Below are 18,013 nucleotides of genomic sequence, written 5' to 3'. Positions count from 1 at the left end.
CCCGACGGGTTCACCGGCCACGAAGGGCAGAGCCGACATGCCGAGCAACGAAGAACAGATCCGGGCCCTGGTCGAGCGCTGGGTCGCCGCGGTTCATGACGGGAACCTCGCCGGCGTCCTGGCCGACCACGCCGAGGACATGGTGATGTTCGACGTGCCGCCGCCGTACGAGGGCGTGCGCGGGTTGGACGCCTACCGGGAGATCTGGCCGCCGTTCTTCAGGTGGCAGGCGCAGGGCGCGTCGTTCGAGGTCGAGTCGCTGGACGTCGAAGCCGGCGAGGACGTGGCCTTCGCGTACGCGCTCCTGCGCTGCGGCACGGCGGCCGACTTCGCCGCACGTCCGGAGAACCGCCTGCGGCTGACCCTGGGCCTGCGCAGGCGGGAGGGCCGGTGGGTCGTTACTCACGAACACCACTCCTTCCCGCTGGCCGATCCCGCCGCCGAGCCGGCCCCGGACGCGGCAGCCGCCGAGGCGGAGGTACGCCGGCTCCACCAGCGCTGGTTCGAGGGCACCGCGGCCAAGGATCTCGATGCCCTGATGGATGCCGTAGCCGACGACGTGGTCTCGTACGAGCACGACCAGCCGCTGCGATACGTCGGCGTGAACGCGGTCCGTGAGGTCTGCGCGGCGGGTCTGGAGGCGTCGGGTGACGGATCAGTCGCCTGGGACGTGCCCGACCTGACGATCGTGGTCGACGGCGACCTCGCCGTCGCGTGGGGCCTCAACCGCGTCTCGGTACGCCCGAGCGGTGGTCCGCCGATCGAGAGCTGGTCCCGGGGCACCCGGGTCTTCCAGCGGCGCGACGGGGCATGGCTGATGACCCACCAGCACCTCTCCTACCCGTACGACCCCTCGACCGGGGCGGCACTGACGGATCTGCGTCCGTAGCGGCGCGGCACGACGTCGCACACCGAGCCGTCCATCGACGTTCATCCAACAGATCGGTGTGCGTAAGCTCCGCACGGTCGGATCTGGGGAACCTACGGAGGAGGTTCCATGGATCGTCGAGCGATGTTGCGGGCCACTGTTCTCGGTGCGGGCGCTGTCGCCCTGCCGTTCACGGCGTGGTCGGCCGCGTACGGAGCCCCGGCGCAGAACGCGGCGGGGCCCTACGGTGGGCTCCAGGCCGCCGACGCCAACGGCATCCAGCTGCCGGCCGGGTTCACCAGCTCGATCGTCGCGCGTTCCCGCCGGACGGTGCCGGGGACGTCGTACACCTGGCACGACGCTCCGGACGGCGGGGCCGTGTTCCCCAACGGCTCCGGCTGGATCTACGTGTCGAACTCCGAGGTGGCGGCCGGCGCGGGCGGCGGCGCTTCACGTCTGGTCTTCAACTCCAGCGGTGCCGTGGTCGGGGCGTCGCGGATCCTCTCCGGCACCAACAGCAACTGCGCCGGGGGGAAGACGCCGTGGAACACCTGGCTCTCCTGCGAGGAGGTGTCCCTGGGCCGGGTCTTCGAGACGTACCCCCTCGGCGGGACCGCCGTGGCGCGTCCCGCGATGGGCCGGTTCAAGCACGAGGCGGCCGCGGCCGACCCGGTCCGCCGGGTCGTCTACCTGACCGAGGACGAGACCGACGGCAAGTTCTACCGCTTCGTGCCGGCCACCTGGGGCGACCTGTCCGCCGGAACCCTCCAGGTCTTCCGCGCCGGTACGGCCACCTCCGGCACGTTCACCTGGGCCACGGTGCCCGACCCGGACGGCTCGCCCACCCCGACCCGGCAGCAGGTGTCCGGCGCGAAGACGTTCAACGGTGGCGAGGGCTGCCACTACGCGGACGACACCGTCTGGTTCACCACGAAGGGCGACAACCGCGTGTGGCAGGTCAACCTGGCCGCCGGCACGTACGAACTCGCCTACGACGACAACCTGGTCAGCCCCGGCACCGCTCCGCTGACCGGCGTCGACAACATCACCGGGTCCACGGCCGGTGACCTCTACGTCGCCGAGGACGGCGGCAACATGGAGATCTGCATGATCACGCCGGACGACAAGATCTCCGTCTTCCTGAGGATCACCGGACAGAGCGGTTCGGAGATCACCGGGCCGGCGTTCACCCCGGCGGGGGACCGGCTGTACTTCTCGTCGCAGCGCGGCACGACCGGCTCGTCCTCCGGCGGCATCACCTACTGCGTCACCGGGCCGTTCCGCCGCTGACCGGCTCCCGCCCTCGCTGACCGCCGTCGATCACCTGCGCGCGAGCCCGGTCACCGCCGGGCCGGCCGGGCTCGCACGTTCTCCGCCCGGCCGGCCCGGTGTCCGGCGGACGCCGGGACGGCGGCCTGCTCGCGGTGGCGCGGCAACGACCGGGGCGACGGCGCCTGCGGGCTGTGGCGAGGTCATGATCCAATGAAGCACATGATTCTCCAGCGCGTTGCCGCCGGCCTCCTGTTGCTGATCGGGCTGCTGGCGATGGCGGCCACCCGCACCTTCCCGTTCCTCGACGATCTCTCCGAACCGGCCGAGACGGCGGTCGCGATCGGGGGCGCGGCGTGCCTGTCGGCGGGGGTGTGGCTGTGGTTGCGCAAGCCTGCGGACCGGTCGTCCGCGCCCCCGGCCGGCGACGGTGAGACCCCGTGACCGCGCGTGGATCGGAGGGGCGATGGGTTGGAGTGCTCGGCGGGCGGTCCGGGCGGTGGCGTCGGATACTGGGCCGATGACCAACCCCGACCTCGATCCCGAGGTGTACCCGCCGATCGACCCGCGTGAGGACGTGCCGGACGACCCCGGCGAGCTCCTCCCGGACACGCCCGGTGAGCTGCCCGAGGCGCCGGTCGAGCCGATGCCCGACGACGGGGATCCCGGGGGCGTACCCGAACCGGCCTGACCGGTCCGGCCCCGCGCCGACCCCCTTATCGATCGACGATGATGGATAATCCTGCGGTGACCGGCGCGCCGACCGCAGGGGAGACCGGATGAGAATCGTCGATGCCCGGGTCATCGTGACCTGTCCCGGCCGCAACTTCGTGACGCTGAAGGTCGTCACCGACGAGGGAGTCACCGGCGTCGGCGACGCCACCCTCAACGGCCGGGAACTCGCAGTCGCGTCCTATCTGCGCGACCACGTCGTGCCGCTGCTGATCGGGCGGGACCCGGCCCGGATCGAGGACACCTGGCAGTACCTCTACCAGGGGTCGTACTGGCGGCGCGGGCCGGTCACGATGAGCGCCGTCGCCGCCGTGGACACCGCGCTGTGGGACATCAAGGGCAAGGTCGCCGGGTTGCCGGTCTACCAGTTGCTCGGCGGCCGGTCCCGCGAGGGCGTGACCGTGTACGGACATGCGAACGGCGAGACCGTCGACGAGGTGTTGACCGAGGTCGCCCGCTTCGTCGACCTCGGCTACCGCGCGGTGCGGGTGCAGTGCGGTGTGCCGGGCCTGCCCCGGACGTACGGCGTCAGCGCCGACAAGATGTTCTACGAGCCCGCCGACGCCGCGCTGCCGACCGAGACGACCTGGTCGACGGAGGCCTACCTGGCCCACGTGCCGGGCGTGTTCGCCCGGGTCCGCGAGGAGTTCGGCCCCACCCTCCGCCTGCTGCACGACGTGCACCACCGGCTCACCCCGATCGAGGCGGCGCGGCTCGGCAGGAGCCTGGAGCCGTACGCGTTGACCTGGATGGAGGATCCCGTCCCGGCGGACCTCCAGGAGGGGTTCCGGCTCATCCGCTCGCACACCACCACGCCGATCGCCGTCGGCGAGGTCTTCAGCAGCATCTGGGACGCCGCCCAGCTCATCCGGGAACAGCTCATCGACTACGTCCGCACCACTGTGGTCCACGCCGGCGGGATCACCCACCTGCGGCGCATCTTCGACCTCGCCGCGTTGCACCACGTCCGCAGCGGCTCGCACGGCGCCACCGACCTCTCCCCGGTCTGCATGGCCGCCGCGCTGCACCTGGACATCGCCATCCCCAACTTCGGCCTCCAGGAGTACATGCGGCACACCGAGCAGACGGACGAGGTGTTCCCGCACGGCTACCACTATGACGGCGGCTACCTGCACCCGGCCGAGACCCCTGGGCTCGGGGTGGACATCGACGAACAGGCGGCGGCCCGCTACCCGTACGCGCCGGCCTACCTGCCGGTGAACCGGCTGGCGGACGGCACCGTGCACCCCTGGTGAACGTGCCGGTTCAGTGGATGCGGCGACCGTGCGCGTCCGGCACCCCGGACTTGCGGAAGAAGTACGTGTTGATCTGGTCCCGCCACTCGACGGCGCTGCGGAGCTGTTCGTCGAGGCGCTCGGCCACCCGGTCGTGGACGGCCGGGTCGACCGCCCCGGCGACGAGCCGCCACCGCTCCCGCATCGCCGCCACCTCCTCGACCCCGGCGAAGTGCGTGTCGTAGATGTGCTGGATGACGGTGCGGCCGCTGTGCAGCATGTGCCCGTACGGGACGTGATGGAAGAACAACAGCAGCTCGTCGGGGCAGCGCTCCCGTGACTCGTACACCTCCGACCACGGCGGCGGGTACTGGCCGGTGAAGCCGGTGCCGGTCGCCCGGGTCCGGTCCACCCCGACGCCGTCGCGGTCGGCGAAGTGGTACGTGCCCCACGGGGTGTACTCGTAGCCGTCCACGTCCGGGCCGTAGTGGTGTCCGGGCCGCACCATGAAGCCCACGCCGAGCGGGGCGGTGTAGCGCTCGTAGGTGCGCCAGGAATCGTCCATGATCGCGTGCATCGTCCGCCGCACCGCTTCCGGATCGCCCGTGGTGACCGGCAGCCAGGTCAGGTCGATCCACTCGTCGAGGATCGCGCCGGGATCCAGCAGCGGATCCCAGGCGAGCCGGCCGAAGGCGTACAGGTTCGCCTGCGCCAGCGGATGCCCGGTCCAGAACGGGTCGTCGCCCACGTTGGCCACGGCGACCAGACCGCCACCGGCGCCCGCCCGCCCGGCCGCCACGTCGGCGATCGTGCCGCCGGCCTCGCCCCGGGGGCGGAACCGCAGCACCTCGCTCCACCAGGGCCCGAGGTAGCAGACGTGCCGCTGCTGGCCGGTGTACTCCTGCGTCGCCTGCACCTCCACCGCCAACCGGGTGGCCGGCATCGCGGCGAGCACCGGGGACACCGGTTCGCGTGGCTGGAAGTCGATCGGGCCGAACTTCACCTGGAGGATCACGTTGTCGGCGAATCGTCCGTCCAGCGGCGCGAAATGGTCGTGGGCGGCCCGGGCCCGGTCGGTCGACCGGTCCCGCCAGTCCTGGTGGTGGTCGTAGACGAACGCCCGCCAGCGCACCACGCCGCCGTGGGGGGCGAGCGCCTCGGCGAGCAGGTTCGCGCCGTCGGCGTGGTCACGCCCGTACGCGAACGGGCCGGGCCGGCCCTCGGAGTCGGCCTTCACCAGATAGCCGCCGAAGTCGGGGATCCGCTGGTAGACCCGCCGGGTGGCGTCGATCCACCAGGCCCGGACCCGGTCGTCCAGCGGGTCGGCGGTGGGCAGGCCGCCGAGGACCACCGGGGCGGCGAAGGTCACCGACAGATGCACCCGGATGCCGTACGGGCGGAGCACCTCGGCGATCTCCGCGACGTCGCCGAGCCGGTCGGTCAGCAGCAGTGCCTCGGTGTCGTGCACGTTGACGTTGTTCACCGAGACCGCGTTGACGCCGCAGGCGGCGAGCAGACGGGCGTAGTCCCGGAGCCGGGCGGGCTCGCGCCGGGCGGCGCCGTCGCGCCAGAACAGGGAGCCGCCGGCGTAGCCCCGCTCGACCTGGCCCGACACCGGGTGTACGGCCACGTTGTCCCAGTGGTCGAGCATCCGCCGGTCCAGCGCCGGCCGGTGCCGGCGCGCCGGAAGGTCGTCGTCGAAGGCCGCCGCGCCGAGCCGGACCACGTGGAACATCCCGTACAGCAGGCCGGCCGGCGCGTCGGCCAGCACCACGGTCACGCCGTTCGTCCGCGCCAGCAGGTACCCCTCGTCGCCGAGGCCGCCGTCGCCGGCGCCGTTCACCGCCGGTGTCGCACCGAGCCGGGCCGCCTCCGCCGCCGCGTTCGGCACCGGGCCGGCCTCGCGCAGGGCCAGCACCAGGTCGGCGTCCACCTGCCACGGTGGACCGTGCCAGACCCGTCCGCCGTACCGGGCGCAGGCTCGGCTCACCTCGTCGAGGACGGTGTCGACCAGCAGGCCGTCGCCGTGCACCAGCACCGGCCGGGAGCCGAGTTCGCGGAACGCCGCGGGCGGCAGCCAGGCGGCGTGCCAGGTCGACTCGCCGGCGGCGGCCGACGCCCGGCCGGTGACCGGAACGCTCATGCGGTGAACTCCGCCCGGATGTCGTCGATCATCGGGCCGCCGACCCGCAGCAGCGCCAGCACCAGGAGCGCGGCCAGCAGGGCGAGCACCGCCTCGGAGAACACCGCTGTGACACCGGCGGCGGCGGCCAGCAGCACGACGTTGCCGAACGTGACGCCGGGCTTGCGCGCCACGTAGTAGACGGCGAGCCGGAGCACGTCGCGGGTGCGGAAGGTGAACAACGAGACGATCACCAGCGCGTTGAGGCCGACCAGGACCACCCCCGCACCGACCACCACGAGCGGCACCGCCCACCAGCCGGGGACGGCGGCGGCGGGGAGGTTCGCCAGGTTGACCGCGATGACTGCGAGCCACAGCAGCGTCGGCGCCCAGACGCGCAGCACGCCCGGCAGGTTGGCCCGGTAGGCCCGGCGGAACGCGGCCGCGGGACGCAGATCGGTCAGGTCGGGGCGTTGGTGCCGCAGCGTGTACAGGGCGGCCGAGACCGCCGGACCGACCGGCAGCGCGGCGGCGGCGACCAGCGGGAGGTTGCTGCTGTCGCGTTCGAGCAGCACGAGCACGGCCAGGCCGGGCAGCATGCTCACCAGCAGCAGCAGTTCGACCACGAGCAGGATGTGGACCGTCGCGGCGGCCCGCGACAGCGGCCCGTCGCCGAACTCCCGCAGCCCGCCGGCCGGGTTGGCGCTCATGATCGCTCCCCGGGTGGGTCGAGCAACCTGTCGTCGTCCCACCACGGCGGGGTCTCGTCCACCACCGCAGTCAGCTCGGCGAGGGTCACCTCGTGCCGGGCGAGGAAGAGGTCGAGGTCCGCCCGCCCGCCCGCGACCGGCAGGGCCCGATGGGTACGGGCCGGCTCGGCGGCCTCCCGCAACGCGTCGAGCTGCCGGGGCCGGGGCGAGTGCGGGCTGCCCATCTCCCGCCAGGCCGCCCAGGCGTTGCCGGCGTCCTCGCTCACCGAGGAGCGGAGCAGGAACGCCGACGCGGTGCCCGGCGTGCCGATCGGCACCGACAGCGACACGGTGTGCCGCTCGGGTGCCGGCTCCCGGCCGGTGACGTCGACAGGGGCCCAGGCCAGCACCGCGACCCGGCCGTCGGGGTGCCGGGTGACGAGGTGGTCCGGCCCGCGCGCGAGCACCTCGTCGCCGAGCCGGGCCATGAACGCGTACAGGTGGTAGGTGGGTTTCTTGATCTGCCGGTGGGTGAGCAGGCCGAAGCCGCCGTGCAGCGGCGCGGTCGGCACCCCCTCCTCCTCGAACACGTCGCTGAAGGTCCAGTAGGAGAAGGAGTCGACCAGATCCCCGCCGCCGGCCAGCACCGGAGCGAGGTAGGCGGCGTGGAAGGTTGTGTCGTGGATCGGGTTGTCCGGCCGGTAGGAGGAGTTGAACTCGGTGATGTGCACCGGGCGGCCGGCCAGCGCGGTGCCGGCCAGGTGCCGGCGGGGCGCGGCGAACTGCTCCAGCAGGTCCGTGGCCGGGGCCAGGGTCTGCCGGGTGCCGAACGGCAGGTGCCGCGCCGGGCCGGAGGTGTAGGCGTGCCGGCTGACGAAGTCGACCGGCACGTCCCGGTCGGTGACGAACTCGGCGAACGGCTTCAGCCACTCGTCGGCGCCGGGGGACAGCGCCGGACCGCCGACCTGGATCGCCGCGTCGACGTCCTTCACGGCGTGCGCCGACACCTCGTACAGGCGGTGGTAGGCGTCCTGGTCGGCGCCCTGCCAGAACGCCGTCAGGTTGGGCTCGTTCCACACCTCGACGGGCCAGCCGCGCACCTCGTCGAGGCCGTACCTGTCGACCAGGTGGGCCACCGTGGCGCGGACCAGGTCACCCCATTCGGTGTACGACCGGGGAGGCGTGACGTTGCCTCGCCACCAGAACACCGTCCGGTCGCCGGAGGCGAGCGCCGAGGGCATGAACCCCAGCTCCACGAAGGGCCGGATGCCCATTTCGAGGTAGGCGTCGACGACCTGGTCGACGTAGGTGAAGGCGTGCCGCACCCGGCGCTCGCCCCGGTAGTCGTAGGGGCGGTGCACCCCGACGCCGTCGCTGAGCAGCCCGTGCCCGCGGATGTGCCGGAAACCGATGTCCCGCTGCACCAGCACCAGCGAGTCCTGATAGTCGCGTCGCAGGGCCAGGTCGAACCGGCCGGTGCCGACGCAGGTACGCCAGGCGTCGGTCAGCCGGCCGACGGGCCGCTCGGGAACGGTGCCGCGCATCGCCGCTCAGCCGTGGCTCTTGCGGTACCGCTCGTACGCCTTGTTGACCAGGTCGATGTAGGCCTGCGCGTTCTTGCCCTTCAGCTCCGAGACGTAGGCGTCCCACTCGCTCAGCGGCCGCTGGCCGAGGGCGAACTTCAGCGTGTTCTGGGTGACGTGGTCCTTCAGCGCGGTCGCCCAGAGCGTCGTCTGCTCCCGCTCCTCGTCGCTGAGCGGCGCGGGTGGCGGAGTCACCCAGGGCGCGGCCTTGCGGGCGTTCATCTCCTTCTGGAACTCCAGTTCCTCGGGCGAGAAGAACGACTGCACCAGGTCGAGCTTGCCGCCGTACGCGAAGACGCCGTTGTAGAAGCCGAAGTCCTTCTGCAGGTGCTTGGTGCCCTTGGGGTTGAGCCCGATGACGTTGACGTCCGGGGCGAGGGTGCGCTTGCCCGAGGCGTCCCTGGTGTACGTGGTGCCCTCGACGCCCCACTTGGCGAACTCCTGGCCGGCGTCGGAGTACCAGAGCCAGTCGACGAACTGCATCATGGCCACGAAGTTCTTGCCCTCGCGGGCCTTGCTGGAGATCATCACACCGTTCTCCAGCCGGCTCGCCGCGTTGACCGGGCCGGCCGGTCCGACCGGGAAGAGGATCTTGCCGAGCCGTGCGTTGGGGTTGATCTTCGCGATGTCCGGGCGGTAGTCGTTCACCAGCGTCTGCGCGTTCGTGCTGATCACGAAGGACTTGCCGCTGGCGAGCTTCTGCCGGGCCTGGTCGTCGGTCTGGGTGAACGTCTCCGGGTCGAGCAGCCCTTCGGCGACCAGCTTGTGCAGGTACTCCACCACCTGCCGGTAGCCGTCCGAGGCGCCGGTGAAGACGTACTTCCCGGCCCCGGCGTCCCAGGCCGTCGGCTGGTAGTTCCAGCCGGCGCCGGGCAGGCCGTGTGCCAGGGCGAGCATGTTCAGCAGGTTGCCGGCCGGGTTGGGCTTGCCGAAGCGGTCGGAGAACGGGATGACGTCCGGGTGGGCCGCCTTCATCGCCTTGAGCATGGCGTACACCTCGTCCCACGTGGTGGGGGACGGGATCTTCAGCTGCTCCAGCACGTCGGTGCGGACCGCGAGGGTGTAGTCCTGCCAGGGCTTCTCGTGCAGCCCGGGCAGCAGGTAGAACTTGCCGTCCTCCTGCCGGAGCGTGTCCATCTCCGGCTGGAGCTTCCACCGCTCGATCTTGTCCTTGAAGTGCGGCATCAGGTCGAGGTAGTCGCTGACCGGCAGGATCGCGCCGGAGGAGACGTACGAGTTCTCCTGCGGGTGGTAGGTCTTCGGGATGATCAGCGGGGCGTCGCCGGAGCCGACCAGCACGCTGCGCTTCTGCTCGTAGTCGCTCAGCGGCACGGCTACCGGGTCCAGCTTGACGTTCGTCCGCCCGGCCAGCTCGGTCCAGAACAGCCACTCCGGCTTGAGCGGGTAGTTCGGGTGGTTGTTGTAGAGGATCGAGAACGTGGCCGGCTCGGTGGCCTTGAACTGGTCCCCGACAGCGTACTTCTCCATCGCGCCGGCACGGTTGCGGTCGAGGTCCTTCTTGTCGGGGGTGTCGTCGCCGCAACCCGCCAGGGAGACGACGGCGGCCGCGCCGGTGGCGAGCAGCACCTGGCGCCGGGACAGCTGGGCCATGAGTTCTTCCTTCCGGTGGTGGGGGGTGCGTGGGCGGCTATCCCTTCACGGCGCCGAGCATGACTCCGGAGACGAAGTAGCGCTGGATGAAGGGATAGACCGCGAGGATCGGCAGGATCGTCAGCACGATCGTCACGGACTGGATGGTGGCGGCGGACTGCACGACGTCGCCGGCGCTGCCGAGGCCACCGCCGGTCTGCGTGGCGTCGGTCGCGCCCGCGATGAGGTTGCGCAGATAGACGGTCACCGGGAGCAGGTCCTGACGGTCCATGTAGAGGAACGCGGCGAACCAGGAGTTCCAGAACGAGACGGCGTAGAACAGCACCATCGTGGCGACCATGGCCTTCGACAGCGGCAGCACGATCCGCAGCAGCGTGCCGTACGTGTTCAGGCCGTCGACGGCGGCGGCCTCCTCCAGCTCGACCGGCAGGCTCTCGAAGAACGCCTTCATCACCAGCAGGTTGAACACGTTGATGGCGTTGGGCAGGGCGATCGCCCACACGGTGTTCTTCAACCCCAGGCTGGTGACCAGGACGTAGTTGGGGATCAGGCCGCCGGTGAAGAACATGGTGAACACGGCGATCCCGACCAGCGCGGTCCGGCCCCGCAGGTGCCGCTTCGACAGCACGTACGCGTAGCAGGTGGTCAGCACGACGGAGATGAGCGTGGCGACCGCCGTGTAGAAGACGGTGTTGCGGTAGCTGACCCAGAACGTCGGGTCGGACGTCACCACCCGGTACGCGGTGAGGTTGAACCCCCGCGGCACGAGGTTCACCTCGCCCGCGACGATGTACGCGTTGTCGCTGAGCGAGCGGGCCACGATGGTGAGGAACGGGTACAGCGTCACCACCACGACGCCGGTGAGCGCGACGGCGTTCACCACCTGGAAGACCCGGTAGCCCCGGGTTGGCCGGGGGCCACGCGGCCGGGCCGCCGGTTCCCGCGTAGGGGTCCGGGTACGGTCCTGCGTGCTCACCACAGGCTCGTCCCCACCGTGCGCCGGGAGATCGCGTTCGCCGACAGCACCAGCATCAGCCCGATCACGGACTCGAACAGGCCGATCGCGGCGGCGTAGCTGAGGTTCCCGGAGACGATGCCCACCCGGTACAGGTAGGTCGAGATCACGTCCGCCGTCGGGTAGGTGAGCGGGTTGTACAGCAGCAGGATCTTCTCGAAGCCGACGGCCATGAAGGTGCCGATGTTGAGGATCAGCAGGGTCACCATCGTCGGCCGGATCCCCGGCAGCGTCACGTGCCACGTCTGCCGCCACCGGTTGGCGCCGTCGATGCGGGCCGCCTCGTACAGGTCGCCGTCGACGGTGGTGAGCGCGGCGAGGTAGAGGATGGTGCCCCAGCCGACTGTCTGCCAGACCTCCGAGGAGACGTAGATCGTCCGGAACCATCCCGCCTGCTGCATGAACGGGACCGGCTCGCCGCCCACGACGCGCAGCATCTGGTTCACCGCGCCGTCCACCGACAGCAGCTGGAGGACCATGGCCGCCACGATCACGATCGACAGGAAGTGCGGCAGGTAGGACACCGACTGCACGAACCGCTTGAGGGCCCGGTTGCGCACCTCGTTGAGCAGAAGTGCGAGCACGATCGGCAGCGGGAAGCAGAACACCAGGGTCAGCGCGCCCAGCACCAGCGTGTTGGTGAACACGTTCCAGAAGGTGGGGTCGGTGAAGAACAGCCGGAAGTACCGCAGCCCGGTCCAGTACTCGCCGAACAGACTGCCGCCCGGCTGGAAGCGCCGGAACGCGATCACGTTGCCCAGCATCGGCAGGTAGCGGAACGTCAGGAAGAACAGCAGCGGCAGGACGGCCAGCGAATAGAGCTGCCAGTCCCGGCGCAGGGCCCGCCGCCAGGGCGTACGGCGACCGCGCGGGATCGGGGATGCCAAGCTCATCCTCCCGCCTGACCATCGACCGGAACTTTCCGGTAATACGCCGTAAGCCTTTCGGAAATTTATGGGTATCGTTATCGCGTGTCAAGAGCGTCGATTGACAACTCCCTCGACCAGCTCCGTCGCTACACGCCGGCCGTCGTCGAGCCCGCCGACTTCGACCGGTTCTGGCGCGCCACCCTCACCGCCGCCGCAGCCACCCCGCCGCTCGTCCGCGTCCGTCCCGAACCCACCGACCTGCGGCTGGTCGACGTGTGGGACGTGACGTTCGCCGGCTTCGGCGGCGAACCGGTCCGGGCCTGGTACACCCGTCCCGCGGGCGTGCAGGCGCCGCTGCCGGCCGTGGTGGAGTACCCCGGCTACGGGCGCGGCCGGGGCCTGCCGGGCGAGCGGCTCACCTGGCCGGTGGCCGGTTACGCCCACCTGCTGGTGGACAACCGGGGACAGGCCGGACTGTTCAGCCGCGGGGACACCCCGGACCCGCACGACGCGCCCGGCGGGCCCAGCCCCGCCACACGGGGAATCCTGGCCCCGGACGACTACCACTACCGCCGCCTGATCACCGACGCGGTCCGCGCGATCGACGCCGTCCGCGAACTGCCCGGGGTGGACCCGGCCCGCGTCGCCGCGGTGGGCAACAGCCAGGGTGGTGGACTCGCGCTCGCGGCGGCGGGCCTCGTCGACGGCCTCGCCGCGCTCCTGGTCACCGCCCCGTTTCTGTGCGACATCCAGCGCGCCATCGAACTCACCGAGGCTTCCCCCTACGGCGAGATCGCCCGCTACCTGGCGGTGCACCGCGAGGCGGAGGAGCAGGTCCGGCACACGCTGTCCTATGTCGACGGCGTCGCCTTCGCCCGGCGGGCCACCGCTCCGGCGCACTTCGGGATCGGCCTGCGGGACGAGGTCTGCCCGCCGAGCACCGGCTTCGCCGCCTACAACCAGTACGCCGCCGCCGCGTCGGCCACTCCGCCACGGGAGATGCACACGTACCCGTTCAACGGCCACGAGGGTGGGGAGGCCGTCCACGTCCGGCGGCAGCTGCGCTGGCTCGACGCGGTGATCCGTCCCGCCGGGACGGCGGCCGGCTGACGGCCTCACCGGATGCGGGCAGCGCAGCGCCTGGACCTGGGCCGGCGTCCCGGACCAGGCGTCGTGACGCCTGCGCGGGCACTCTCCGGAGCGACTTGTCGTCCGCCCATAGACTGCGCCGATGGATGCTGAGTTCACGGCCAACGCCGCCGCCACCGCCGCGATCTTCGGAGTCTTCGGGATGGCCTGGTTCGGCTGGGCGCAGGAGGCGCCGCCGAAGGCGTGGCGTCCGTGGCTCGGCGTCGGCTCGGTGTTGTCCCTGGCGGCAGCGATCGCCGGCGGCGTCGTCGCCGTACGCACCTGGGACGAGGGCAGCTCCGTGGACGACAGGACGGGGCCGGTCTTCGGGGTGATCGTCCTGATCGAGGTGGTCCTCTGCGCCGCCGGCGCGATCTGGCTCCAGCGGACCGGCCGCGCGTCCCTGGTTCCGGCGTGGGTCGCCCTGATCGTCGGCCTGCACTTCTTCCCCCTGGCGCCACTGCTCGGGTATCCGGCCCTCGCGATCTGGGCCGTGCTCGTCACCCTGGTCGCGGTCGCCGGCGTCGCCGTCGCCCGGCGGTACGACCTCACCCCCAGCGCCGTCGTCGGTGCCGGCACCGGCGTGACCCTCCTGATCGGAGCGACGACCGCACTGGTGCACGCGCTCACCTAGGCGCACTGCCTGGCGGGTTGGTGGAGGTCCGCCGCGAATCGCGAACACCTTTCTTATTTTCATCGATGAGTATTAAGCTCTGGGTCAGCCCTGAGGTGGATCACATCGGAGGTTCTTGTGAGGAAGATGACCGTCCGTCGCACGACTGCGCTCCGCCTGGTGTCCGGCGCACGCCGGCTGTGGATCGAGTGGTGCTGGTAACTGCCGGCACGGCGGGCGCTCCCGGGCGCCCGCCCCTGCGGCGGTGGGTCCTGCGGTGAGCGGCGGGCCGGAGCGCTACGACTGCCACCGCGACCACGGGCCGTACGCCGGTGTCTCGGCCTTCCTCGGCCGGGTCGCCGCCGACCGGCCCCGCCTGGCGGCGCGGCACGCGGTCGAGCTGCGGGCGATCGCTCCCCGACTCGATCCGGCGGCCCGGTCGGCCGCCGAGGAGGAGCCGATCCGCTTCCACCCCGCACGCCGGACCGCCTGCCTGGCCTACGGCGCGGCGGAGCTGGTGGCTGCCTGGGCCGGCACACTCCGGCGGCCCGTGACCGTCCGGTTCGATCATGTCGCCTCCGCCGACGAGACGACCGCCGAGCTGCTGGACGCGCTGGCCCGCCGGCTCGGGCAGACCCCGGTTCGCCTCGACCTCCGCGATGACGGGGCCCCCGACCCGGCGCCCGACGAGCGCACCCCGCAGGCGTTGCGGCGGACCCTGGGCGACAGCCTGGCCGCCGGCTACTACCACCACGCGGCCCGGGTCGCCCGGCGCGGGCGGGCGGCGGTCACCCCCGACCGCGACCTGAGGCACTGGTGGGCGTTCACCACCGGCCTGGCCACCGCACTGGCGGCCCTGAACCGGGCCACCGAGGCGCTCGACCTCTACGACGAAGCGCGGACCGCCACCGACGACCCGAAGATCACCATGTCGGCGGCGTACGCCACAGCCATGCTGTACGCCCGGCACCTGCCGGCGGCCGACCAGGACCCGGCACAGGCCCGGCTCTGGCTGGAACGGGCGCTGCGCCTGGCCGCCGGGCTGGCCGACCCCCGCCGGCGGCTGCTGTCGACGGTCTTCTACGAGCAGGGCCTGGCGCTGCTGGACAGCCGGGCAGGCCGGCCCGACCGGGCGCTGCGGCTGGTCGACGACGGGCTGGCCCGGCTGACGGCCGCGCTCGGCCCCGGCGAGCGCCCGCAGGACCTGGCCCGGCTACGCCACAACCGGGCGCAGGTTCACCTCGCGCTGGGCGACCCGGCGCGGGCGCTGGCCGATCTGGACACCGTGATCGCCCAGGACCCCGGCAACTGTGAGTACTACGTGGACCGCGCCGCCCTGTACCGGGCGGCGGGCCGGACCCGGGCCGCGATCAGGGACTACGACGCCGCCATCCGGCTGGGACCGCACCTGCCCGAGGCGTACTACAACCGGGCCGTGCTCCACCAGGAGCGGGGCCGCCCCGAGCGGGCGCGCGCCGACCTGGAGCGGGTGCTCGCCATCGAGCCCGGCCACCTCGACGCCCGGATCACCCTGGTCAACCTGCACGTGGAGCGCGGCGCGCTCGACGCCGCCGAGGCCGCCGCGCGGGCCGGGCTGGCCGACGTGCCGCAGGAGCCCGCGCTGCTGTGCACCCTGGGCCTGGTCCGCGCCGAGCGCGGCCGGCCCGCCGAGGCCGACGAGCTGTTCACCAGTGCTCTGAGTGGGGACCCGGAGCTGGTGGAGGCGTGGACGAACCGGGCCGCCGTCCGGTTCGAGCGCGGCGACGTGGCCGCCGCGCTCGCCGACCTGGACCGGGCGGTGGCGCTGTCGGCCGCCCCCGTGCCGCGATACAACCGGGGCACGGCCCTGGCCCGGCTGGGCCGGTGGGACGAGGCGGCCCGCGACTTCACCGAGGCGCTCGCCCAGCCCGGGCTGGACCGTGCCCTGCGCCGCGACCTGCGCGCCGAACTCGCCCGTTGCCGCCGAGCGCCGGCCGACTGACCCGGCCGCGGGCCGGGTGCGGGTGGGAGCGGAGTCAGCAGCCCTGGCGGCGGCTGTAGATCTGGTGGCGCTGACCGGCCCATCCGATGTAGCCGACCGCCTCGACGCAGTAGTTCGCCGTACCGGTGACGGCGACCGGGCCGGCGTAGTAGCTGAAGTCACCGGAGTTGGTGTCCGTGCCGCCCGAACGGGTGCAGTGCGCGCCCTCGCCCGACCGCTCCGCGCAGCGGTAGATCTGCACGAAGGTGGGCGCCGACTTCCCGTACGCCGCGCCGCGGTGGTAGAAGCAGGCGCTGTTGGTGCCGCCGTTGCTGCTGTTGTAGTAGATCACCAGTTCACCGAGCCCGGACGACTGCACCTGGCTGTAGGTGATGGTCCCCGAGCAGGAGCCGGCCGCCTGGGCGGCGGGGGCGCCGACCGTCAGGCCCGCCCCGACTGTCACCAGCGCCGTCAGCATCGAAAGTACGCGCTTCATGAACCTACCCACCCAATCCACAGTCGACTGTTCCGGAGTGGATCTTAATCAACCGGTGACCTTCGCCGTGGCCCTGATCCATAGGCAACCGCCTATTGACAAACAATATTAACAATTGGACCCTGCTGAGAGAGCGCTCTCCCGTCCCCCCTGTCTCCAGCGAGGTGTCGCCATGCGTCTCCGAAGAAGGCTGCTCGCCGCCGCGTCCGCCCTGCTCGCCGGGCTCGCGGGCGCCGTCGTCGCCACGCCCGCCCACGCGGCCGGACCGGCGTTGCTGCCGGTCACCGTCACCAACACCACCGGCCGCAGCGACCCGGTCTACCTGTATGTCATCGGCGTCCAGCTGTCCTCCGGCCGGCTCGGCTACGTCACCTCCGGCGGTGCCTTCGTGCCGTGGACCGGCGGGCAGATTCCGCCGTCGCCCGCGCCGGACGTCTCCATACCGGGCCCCGGCAACGGCGGCAGCACCACGATCCAGTTCCCCCGCGGCTTCTCCGGCCGGGCCTACTTCGCGCTCGGGCAGAAACTGAAGTTCTTCCTCACCCCGGACGGGCTGGTGCAGCCCGCGCCCTGGGCGGCCGGTGACGCGAACCGCGACATCCTCTTCGACTGGAGCGAGTTCACCTACAACGACTCCGGGCTGTGGCTCAACAGCTCCCAGGTCGACATGTTCGCGATCCCGCACGCGGTCACCGTGACCGGCGCCAACGGCGTCACCAAGCGCACCGGCGACGTGGTGGCCAACGGGCGCAACGCGGTCATCGACGGCATCCGCGCACAGCCGGGCTGGGCCGGCACCGTCCACACCCGCTCGGACGGGACCGTGCTGCGCGTGCTGGCTCCGGGCAAGGCGGCCGGGGCCGGCCTGCTGAGCGCCACCTACCTGGACTCCTACATCGCCTCCGCGTGGAACGCGTACACCACGAAGACGCTGACCGTGGCGCCGTTCGCCGACCAGCCGGCCATCCGGTACTACGGCCGGACCTCGGGCAACACCATGACCTTCACCAACGGCAGCGGCCAGGTGGTCGCCTCCTTCAACCGGCCCTCCTCGGCCAGCGTCTGGGGCTGCGACGGCGACCTGCCCGCGCCGAACGACCAGGTGGTCGGCCCGATCTCGCGTACGCTCTGCGCCGCCCTCAACCGGGGCACGCTCGGCACCGTCGACACCCAGCCCAGCACCGACGCCGCCGGCTTCTACCGCAACAACCCCACCAACCAGTACGCCCGCCTGATCCACGCCAACATGACCGACGGCCGGGCGTACGCGTTCGCCTTCGACGACGTCGGCGGATTCGAGTCGCTGGTGCACGACGGCGACCCCCGTGCGGCCGGACTGATCCTCAGCCCGTTCACCGGCGGTGGCGGCGGCACCCCGACCACCGGGGTGCCCGTGGTCAGCACCTGGAACAACAAGTGCATCGACGTACCGAGCTCCAACTTCGCCGACCGCGCGCCGCTGCAGATGTGGAACTGCAACAACACCGGCGCGCAGAAGTGGACCTTCAGCGGCACGGCGCTGAAGAGCCAGAACAACAAGTGCATGGACATCGACGCCGGGTCCACCGCGAACGGGGCGGTGGTGCAGCTCTACACCTGTAACGGCACCGGGGCCCAGCAGTTCACCCTGAACGCGGCCGGCGACCTGGTCAACCTGCAGGCCGGCAAGTGCGTCGACATCAAGGACTGGAACAGTGGCGACGGCGCGAGGCTCCAGCTCTGGGACTGTGGGGGCACTGCCAACCAGAAATGGCGCAAGGGCTGACCGGCCGTGCGACGGCGGCGGGGGCCGACCGCGAGTCGGCCCCCGCCGCCGGCAGGGT

General features: G+C 71.8%; 16 protein-coding genes. 9 read left to right on the top strand and 7 right to left on the bottom strand.

Annotated elements, in window-relative coordinates:
• Positions 1-37 precede the first annotated feature (37 nt).
• The 5 genes from ACN27D_RS00405 (at position 38) to manD (ending at position 4,125) form a co-directional block, all read left to right on the top strand.
• Positions 38-889 carry a YybH family protein gene (locus tag ACN27D_RS00405; protein ID WP_421498213.1) on the top strand — a complete coding sequence of 284 codons (852 nt, stop codon included), beginning with the start codon at positions 38-40 and terminating at the stop codon, positions 887-889.
• A gap of 108 nt (positions 890-997) precedes the next feature.
• The gene (locus ACN27D_RS00400; RefSeq protein ID WP_358171469.1) at positions 998-2,158 is read left to right on the top strand and encodes an alkaline phosphatase PhoX; all 1,161 of its coding nucleotides are present in this window, start codon (positions 998-1,000) and stop codon (positions 2,156-2,158) included.
• 201 nt (positions 2,159-2,359) lie between these two features.
• The gene (locus tag ACN27D_RS00395; RefSeq protein WP_358171471.1) at positions 2,360-2,581 is read left to right on the top strand and encodes a hypothetical protein; all 222 of its coding nucleotides are present in this window, start codon (positions 2,360-2,362) and stop codon (positions 2,579-2,581) included.
• 76 nt (positions 2,582-2,657) lie between these two features.
• Positions 2,658-2,828 carry a hypothetical protein gene (locus tag ACN27D_RS00390; protein ID WP_181726501.1) on the top strand — a complete coding sequence of 57 codons (171 nt, stop codon included), beginning with the start codon at positions 2,658-2,660 and terminating at the stop codon, positions 2,826-2,828.
• An 88-nt stretch (positions 2,829-2,916) separates the two neighbouring features.
• Positions 2,917-4,125, top strand: coding sequence for a D-mannonate dehydratase ManD (gene manD / locus ACN27D_RS00385; RefSeq protein WP_421498212.1), 1,209 nt, complete (start codon positions 2,917-2,919; stop codon positions 4,123-4,125).
• A gap of 10 nt (positions 4,126-4,135) precedes the next feature.
• Here manD and ACN27D_RS00380 read toward each other — a convergent pair whose 3' ends face one another.
• Genes ACN27D_RS00380 through ACN27D_RS00355 form a run of 6 tightly spaced genes read right to left on the bottom strand, consistent with a single transcriptional unit; the run spans position 4,136 to position 12,017 of the window.
• The gene (locus ACN27D_RS00380; protein WP_421498211.1) at positions 4,136-6,247 is read right to left on the bottom strand and encodes an alpha-glucuronidase; all 2,112 of its coding nucleotides are present in this window, start codon (positions 6,245-6,247) and stop codon (positions 4,136-4,138) included.
• On the bottom strand, positions 6,244-6,936 hold the full coding sequence (locus ACN27D_RS00375; protein WP_393157416.1) for a hypothetical protein: 693 nt from the start codon (positions 6,934-6,936) through the stop codon (positions 6,244-6,246). Before ACN27D_RS00375 ends, ACN27D_RS00380 begins: the two co-directional genes overlap by 4 nt.
• On the bottom strand, positions 6,933-8,459 hold the full coding sequence (locus ACN27D_RS00370; protein ID WP_421498210.1) for a GH39 family glycosyl hydrolase: 1,527 nt from the start codon (positions 8,457-8,459) through the stop codon (positions 6,933-6,935). The genes ACN27D_RS00375 and ACN27D_RS00370 overlap by 4 nt, the downstream gene beginning before the upstream one ends.
• Positions 8,460-8,465: 6 nt before the next feature.
• Complete coding sequence (locus ACN27D_RS00365) at positions 8,466-10,109, bottom strand: extracellular solute-binding protein (RefSeq protein WP_421498209.1); 1,644 nt, start codon at positions 10,107-10,109, stop codon at positions 8,466-8,468.
• A gap of 37 nt (positions 10,110-10,146) precedes the next feature.
• Entirely contained in the window at positions 10,147-11,085 is a 939-nt protein-coding gene (locus ACN27D_RS00360; RefSeq protein WP_421498208.1) for a carbohydrate ABC transporter permease, read from the bottom strand.
• Positions 11,082-12,017: an ABC transporter permease gene (locus ACN27D_RS00355; RefSeq protein WP_421498207.1), complete on the bottom strand. Its 936-nt coding sequence runs from the start codon at positions 12,015-12,017 to the stop codon at positions 11,082-11,084. The genes ACN27D_RS00360 and ACN27D_RS00355 overlap by 4 nt, the downstream gene beginning before the upstream one ends.
• A gap of 78 nt (positions 12,018-12,095) precedes the next feature.
• Between ACN27D_RS00355 and ACN27D_RS00350 the strand changes: the two genes are divergently transcribed.
• From ACN27D_RS00350 to ACN27D_RS00340, 3 genes are all read left to right on the top strand, one after another.
• Positions 12,096-13,103: an acetylxylan esterase gene (locus ACN27D_RS00350; protein WP_421498206.1), complete on the top strand. Its 1,008-nt coding sequence runs from the start codon at positions 12,096-12,098 to the stop codon at positions 13,101-13,103.
• A 121-nt stretch (positions 13,104-13,224) separates the two neighbouring features.
• Entirely contained in the window at positions 13,225-13,755 is a 531-nt protein-coding gene (locus tag ACN27D_RS00345) for a hypothetical protein (protein WP_358171479.1), read from the top strand.
• Between the two features lie 256 nt (positions 13,756-14,011).
• On the top strand, positions 14,012-15,715 hold the full coding sequence (locus ACN27D_RS00340) for a tetratricopeptide repeat protein (RefSeq protein ID WP_421498205.1): 1,704 nt from the start codon (positions 14,012-14,014) through the stop codon (positions 15,713-15,715).
• A gap of 34 nt (positions 15,716-15,749) precedes the next feature.
• Here ACN27D_RS00340 and ACN27D_RS00335 read toward each other — a convergent pair whose 3' ends face one another.
• Positions 15,750-16,190 (bottom strand): hypothetical protein, encoded by a 441-nt coding sequence (locus tag ACN27D_RS00335; protein WP_120569386.1) that lies wholly within the window; start codon positions 16,188-16,190, stop codon positions 15,750-15,752.
• 172 nt (positions 16,191-16,362) lie between these two features.
• On the opposite strand from ACN27D_RS00335, the gene ACN27D_RS00330 reads away from it, so the two are divergent.
• Positions 16,363-17,955 (top strand): glycoside hydrolase family 64 protein, encoded by a 1,593-nt coding sequence (locus ACN27D_RS00330; RefSeq protein WP_350814807.1) that lies wholly within the window; start codon positions 16,363-16,365, stop codon positions 17,953-17,955.
• Positions 17,956-18,013 lie beyond the last annotated feature (58 nt).

It is taken from the genome of Micromonospora sp. WMMD1274 (genome assembly GCF_049179035.1).
GTDB classification, from domain to species: Bacteria; Actinomycetota; Actinomycetes; order Mycobacteriales; family Micromonosporaceae; genus Micromonospora; species Micromonospora tulbaghiae.
Note: the sequence above shows the minus strand (reverse complement) of the source record. Positions and strands in the feature narration are given on the sequence as shown.

What these genes read in the sequence shown, in the direction of transcription:
- ACN27D_RS00395 (WP_358171471.1), top strand. Translation starts at nt 2,360, where the DNA reads ATGATTCTCCAGCGCGTTGCCGCCGGCCTCCTGTTGCTGATCGGGCTG.
- ACN27D_RS00380 (WP_421498211.1), bottom strand. Translation starts at nt 6,247, where the DNA reads ATGAGCGTTCCGGTCACCGGCCGGGCGTCGGCCGCCGCCGGCGAGTCG.
- ACN27D_RS00370 (WP_421498210.1), bottom strand. Translation starts at nt 8,459, where the DNA reads ATGCGCGGCACCGTTCCCGAGCGGCCCGTCGGCCGGCTGACCGACGCC.
- ACN27D_RS00400 (WP_358171469.1), top strand. Translation starts at nt 998, where the DNA reads ATGGATCGTCGAGCGATGTTGCGGGCCACTGTTCTCGGTGCGGGCGCT.
- ACN27D_RS00335 (WP_120569386.1), bottom strand. Translation starts at nt 16,190, where the DNA reads ATGAAGCGCGTACTTTCGATGCTGACGGCGCTGGTGACAGTCGGGGCG.
- ACN27D_RS00345 (WP_358171479.1), top strand. Translation starts at nt 13,225, where the DNA reads ATGGATGCTGAGTTCACGGCCAACGCCGCCGCCACCGCCGCGATCTTC.
- ACN27D_RS00375 (WP_393157416.1), bottom strand. Translation starts at nt 6,936, where the DNA reads ATGAGCGCCAACCCGGCCGGCGGGCTGCGGGAGTTCGGCGACGGGCCG.
- ACN27D_RS00355 (WP_421498207.1), bottom strand. Translation starts at nt 12,017, where the DNA reads ATGAGCTTGGCATCCCCGATCCCGCGCGGTCGCCGTACGCCCTGGCGG.
- ACN27D_RS00365 (WP_421498209.1), bottom strand. Translation starts at nt 10,109, where the DNA reads ATGGCCCAGCTGTCCCGGCGCCAGGTGCTGCTCGCCACCGGCGCGGCC.
- manD (WP_421498212.1), top strand. Translation starts at nt 2,917, where the DNA reads ATGAGAATCGTCGATGCCCGGGTCATCGTGACCTGTCCCGGCCGCAAC.
- ACN27D_RS00390 (WP_181726501.1), top strand. Translation starts at nt 2,658, where the DNA reads ATGACCAACCCCGACCTCGATCCCGAGGTGTACCCGCCGATCGACCCG.
- ACN27D_RS00330 (WP_350814807.1), top strand. Translation starts at nt 16,363, where the DNA reads ATGCGTCTCCGAAGAAGGCTGCTCGCCGCCGCGTCCGCCCTGCTCGCC.
- ACN27D_RS00405 (WP_421498213.1), top strand. Translation starts at nt 38, where the DNA reads ATGCCGAGCAACGAAGAACAGATCCGGGCCCTGGTCGAGCGCTGGGTC.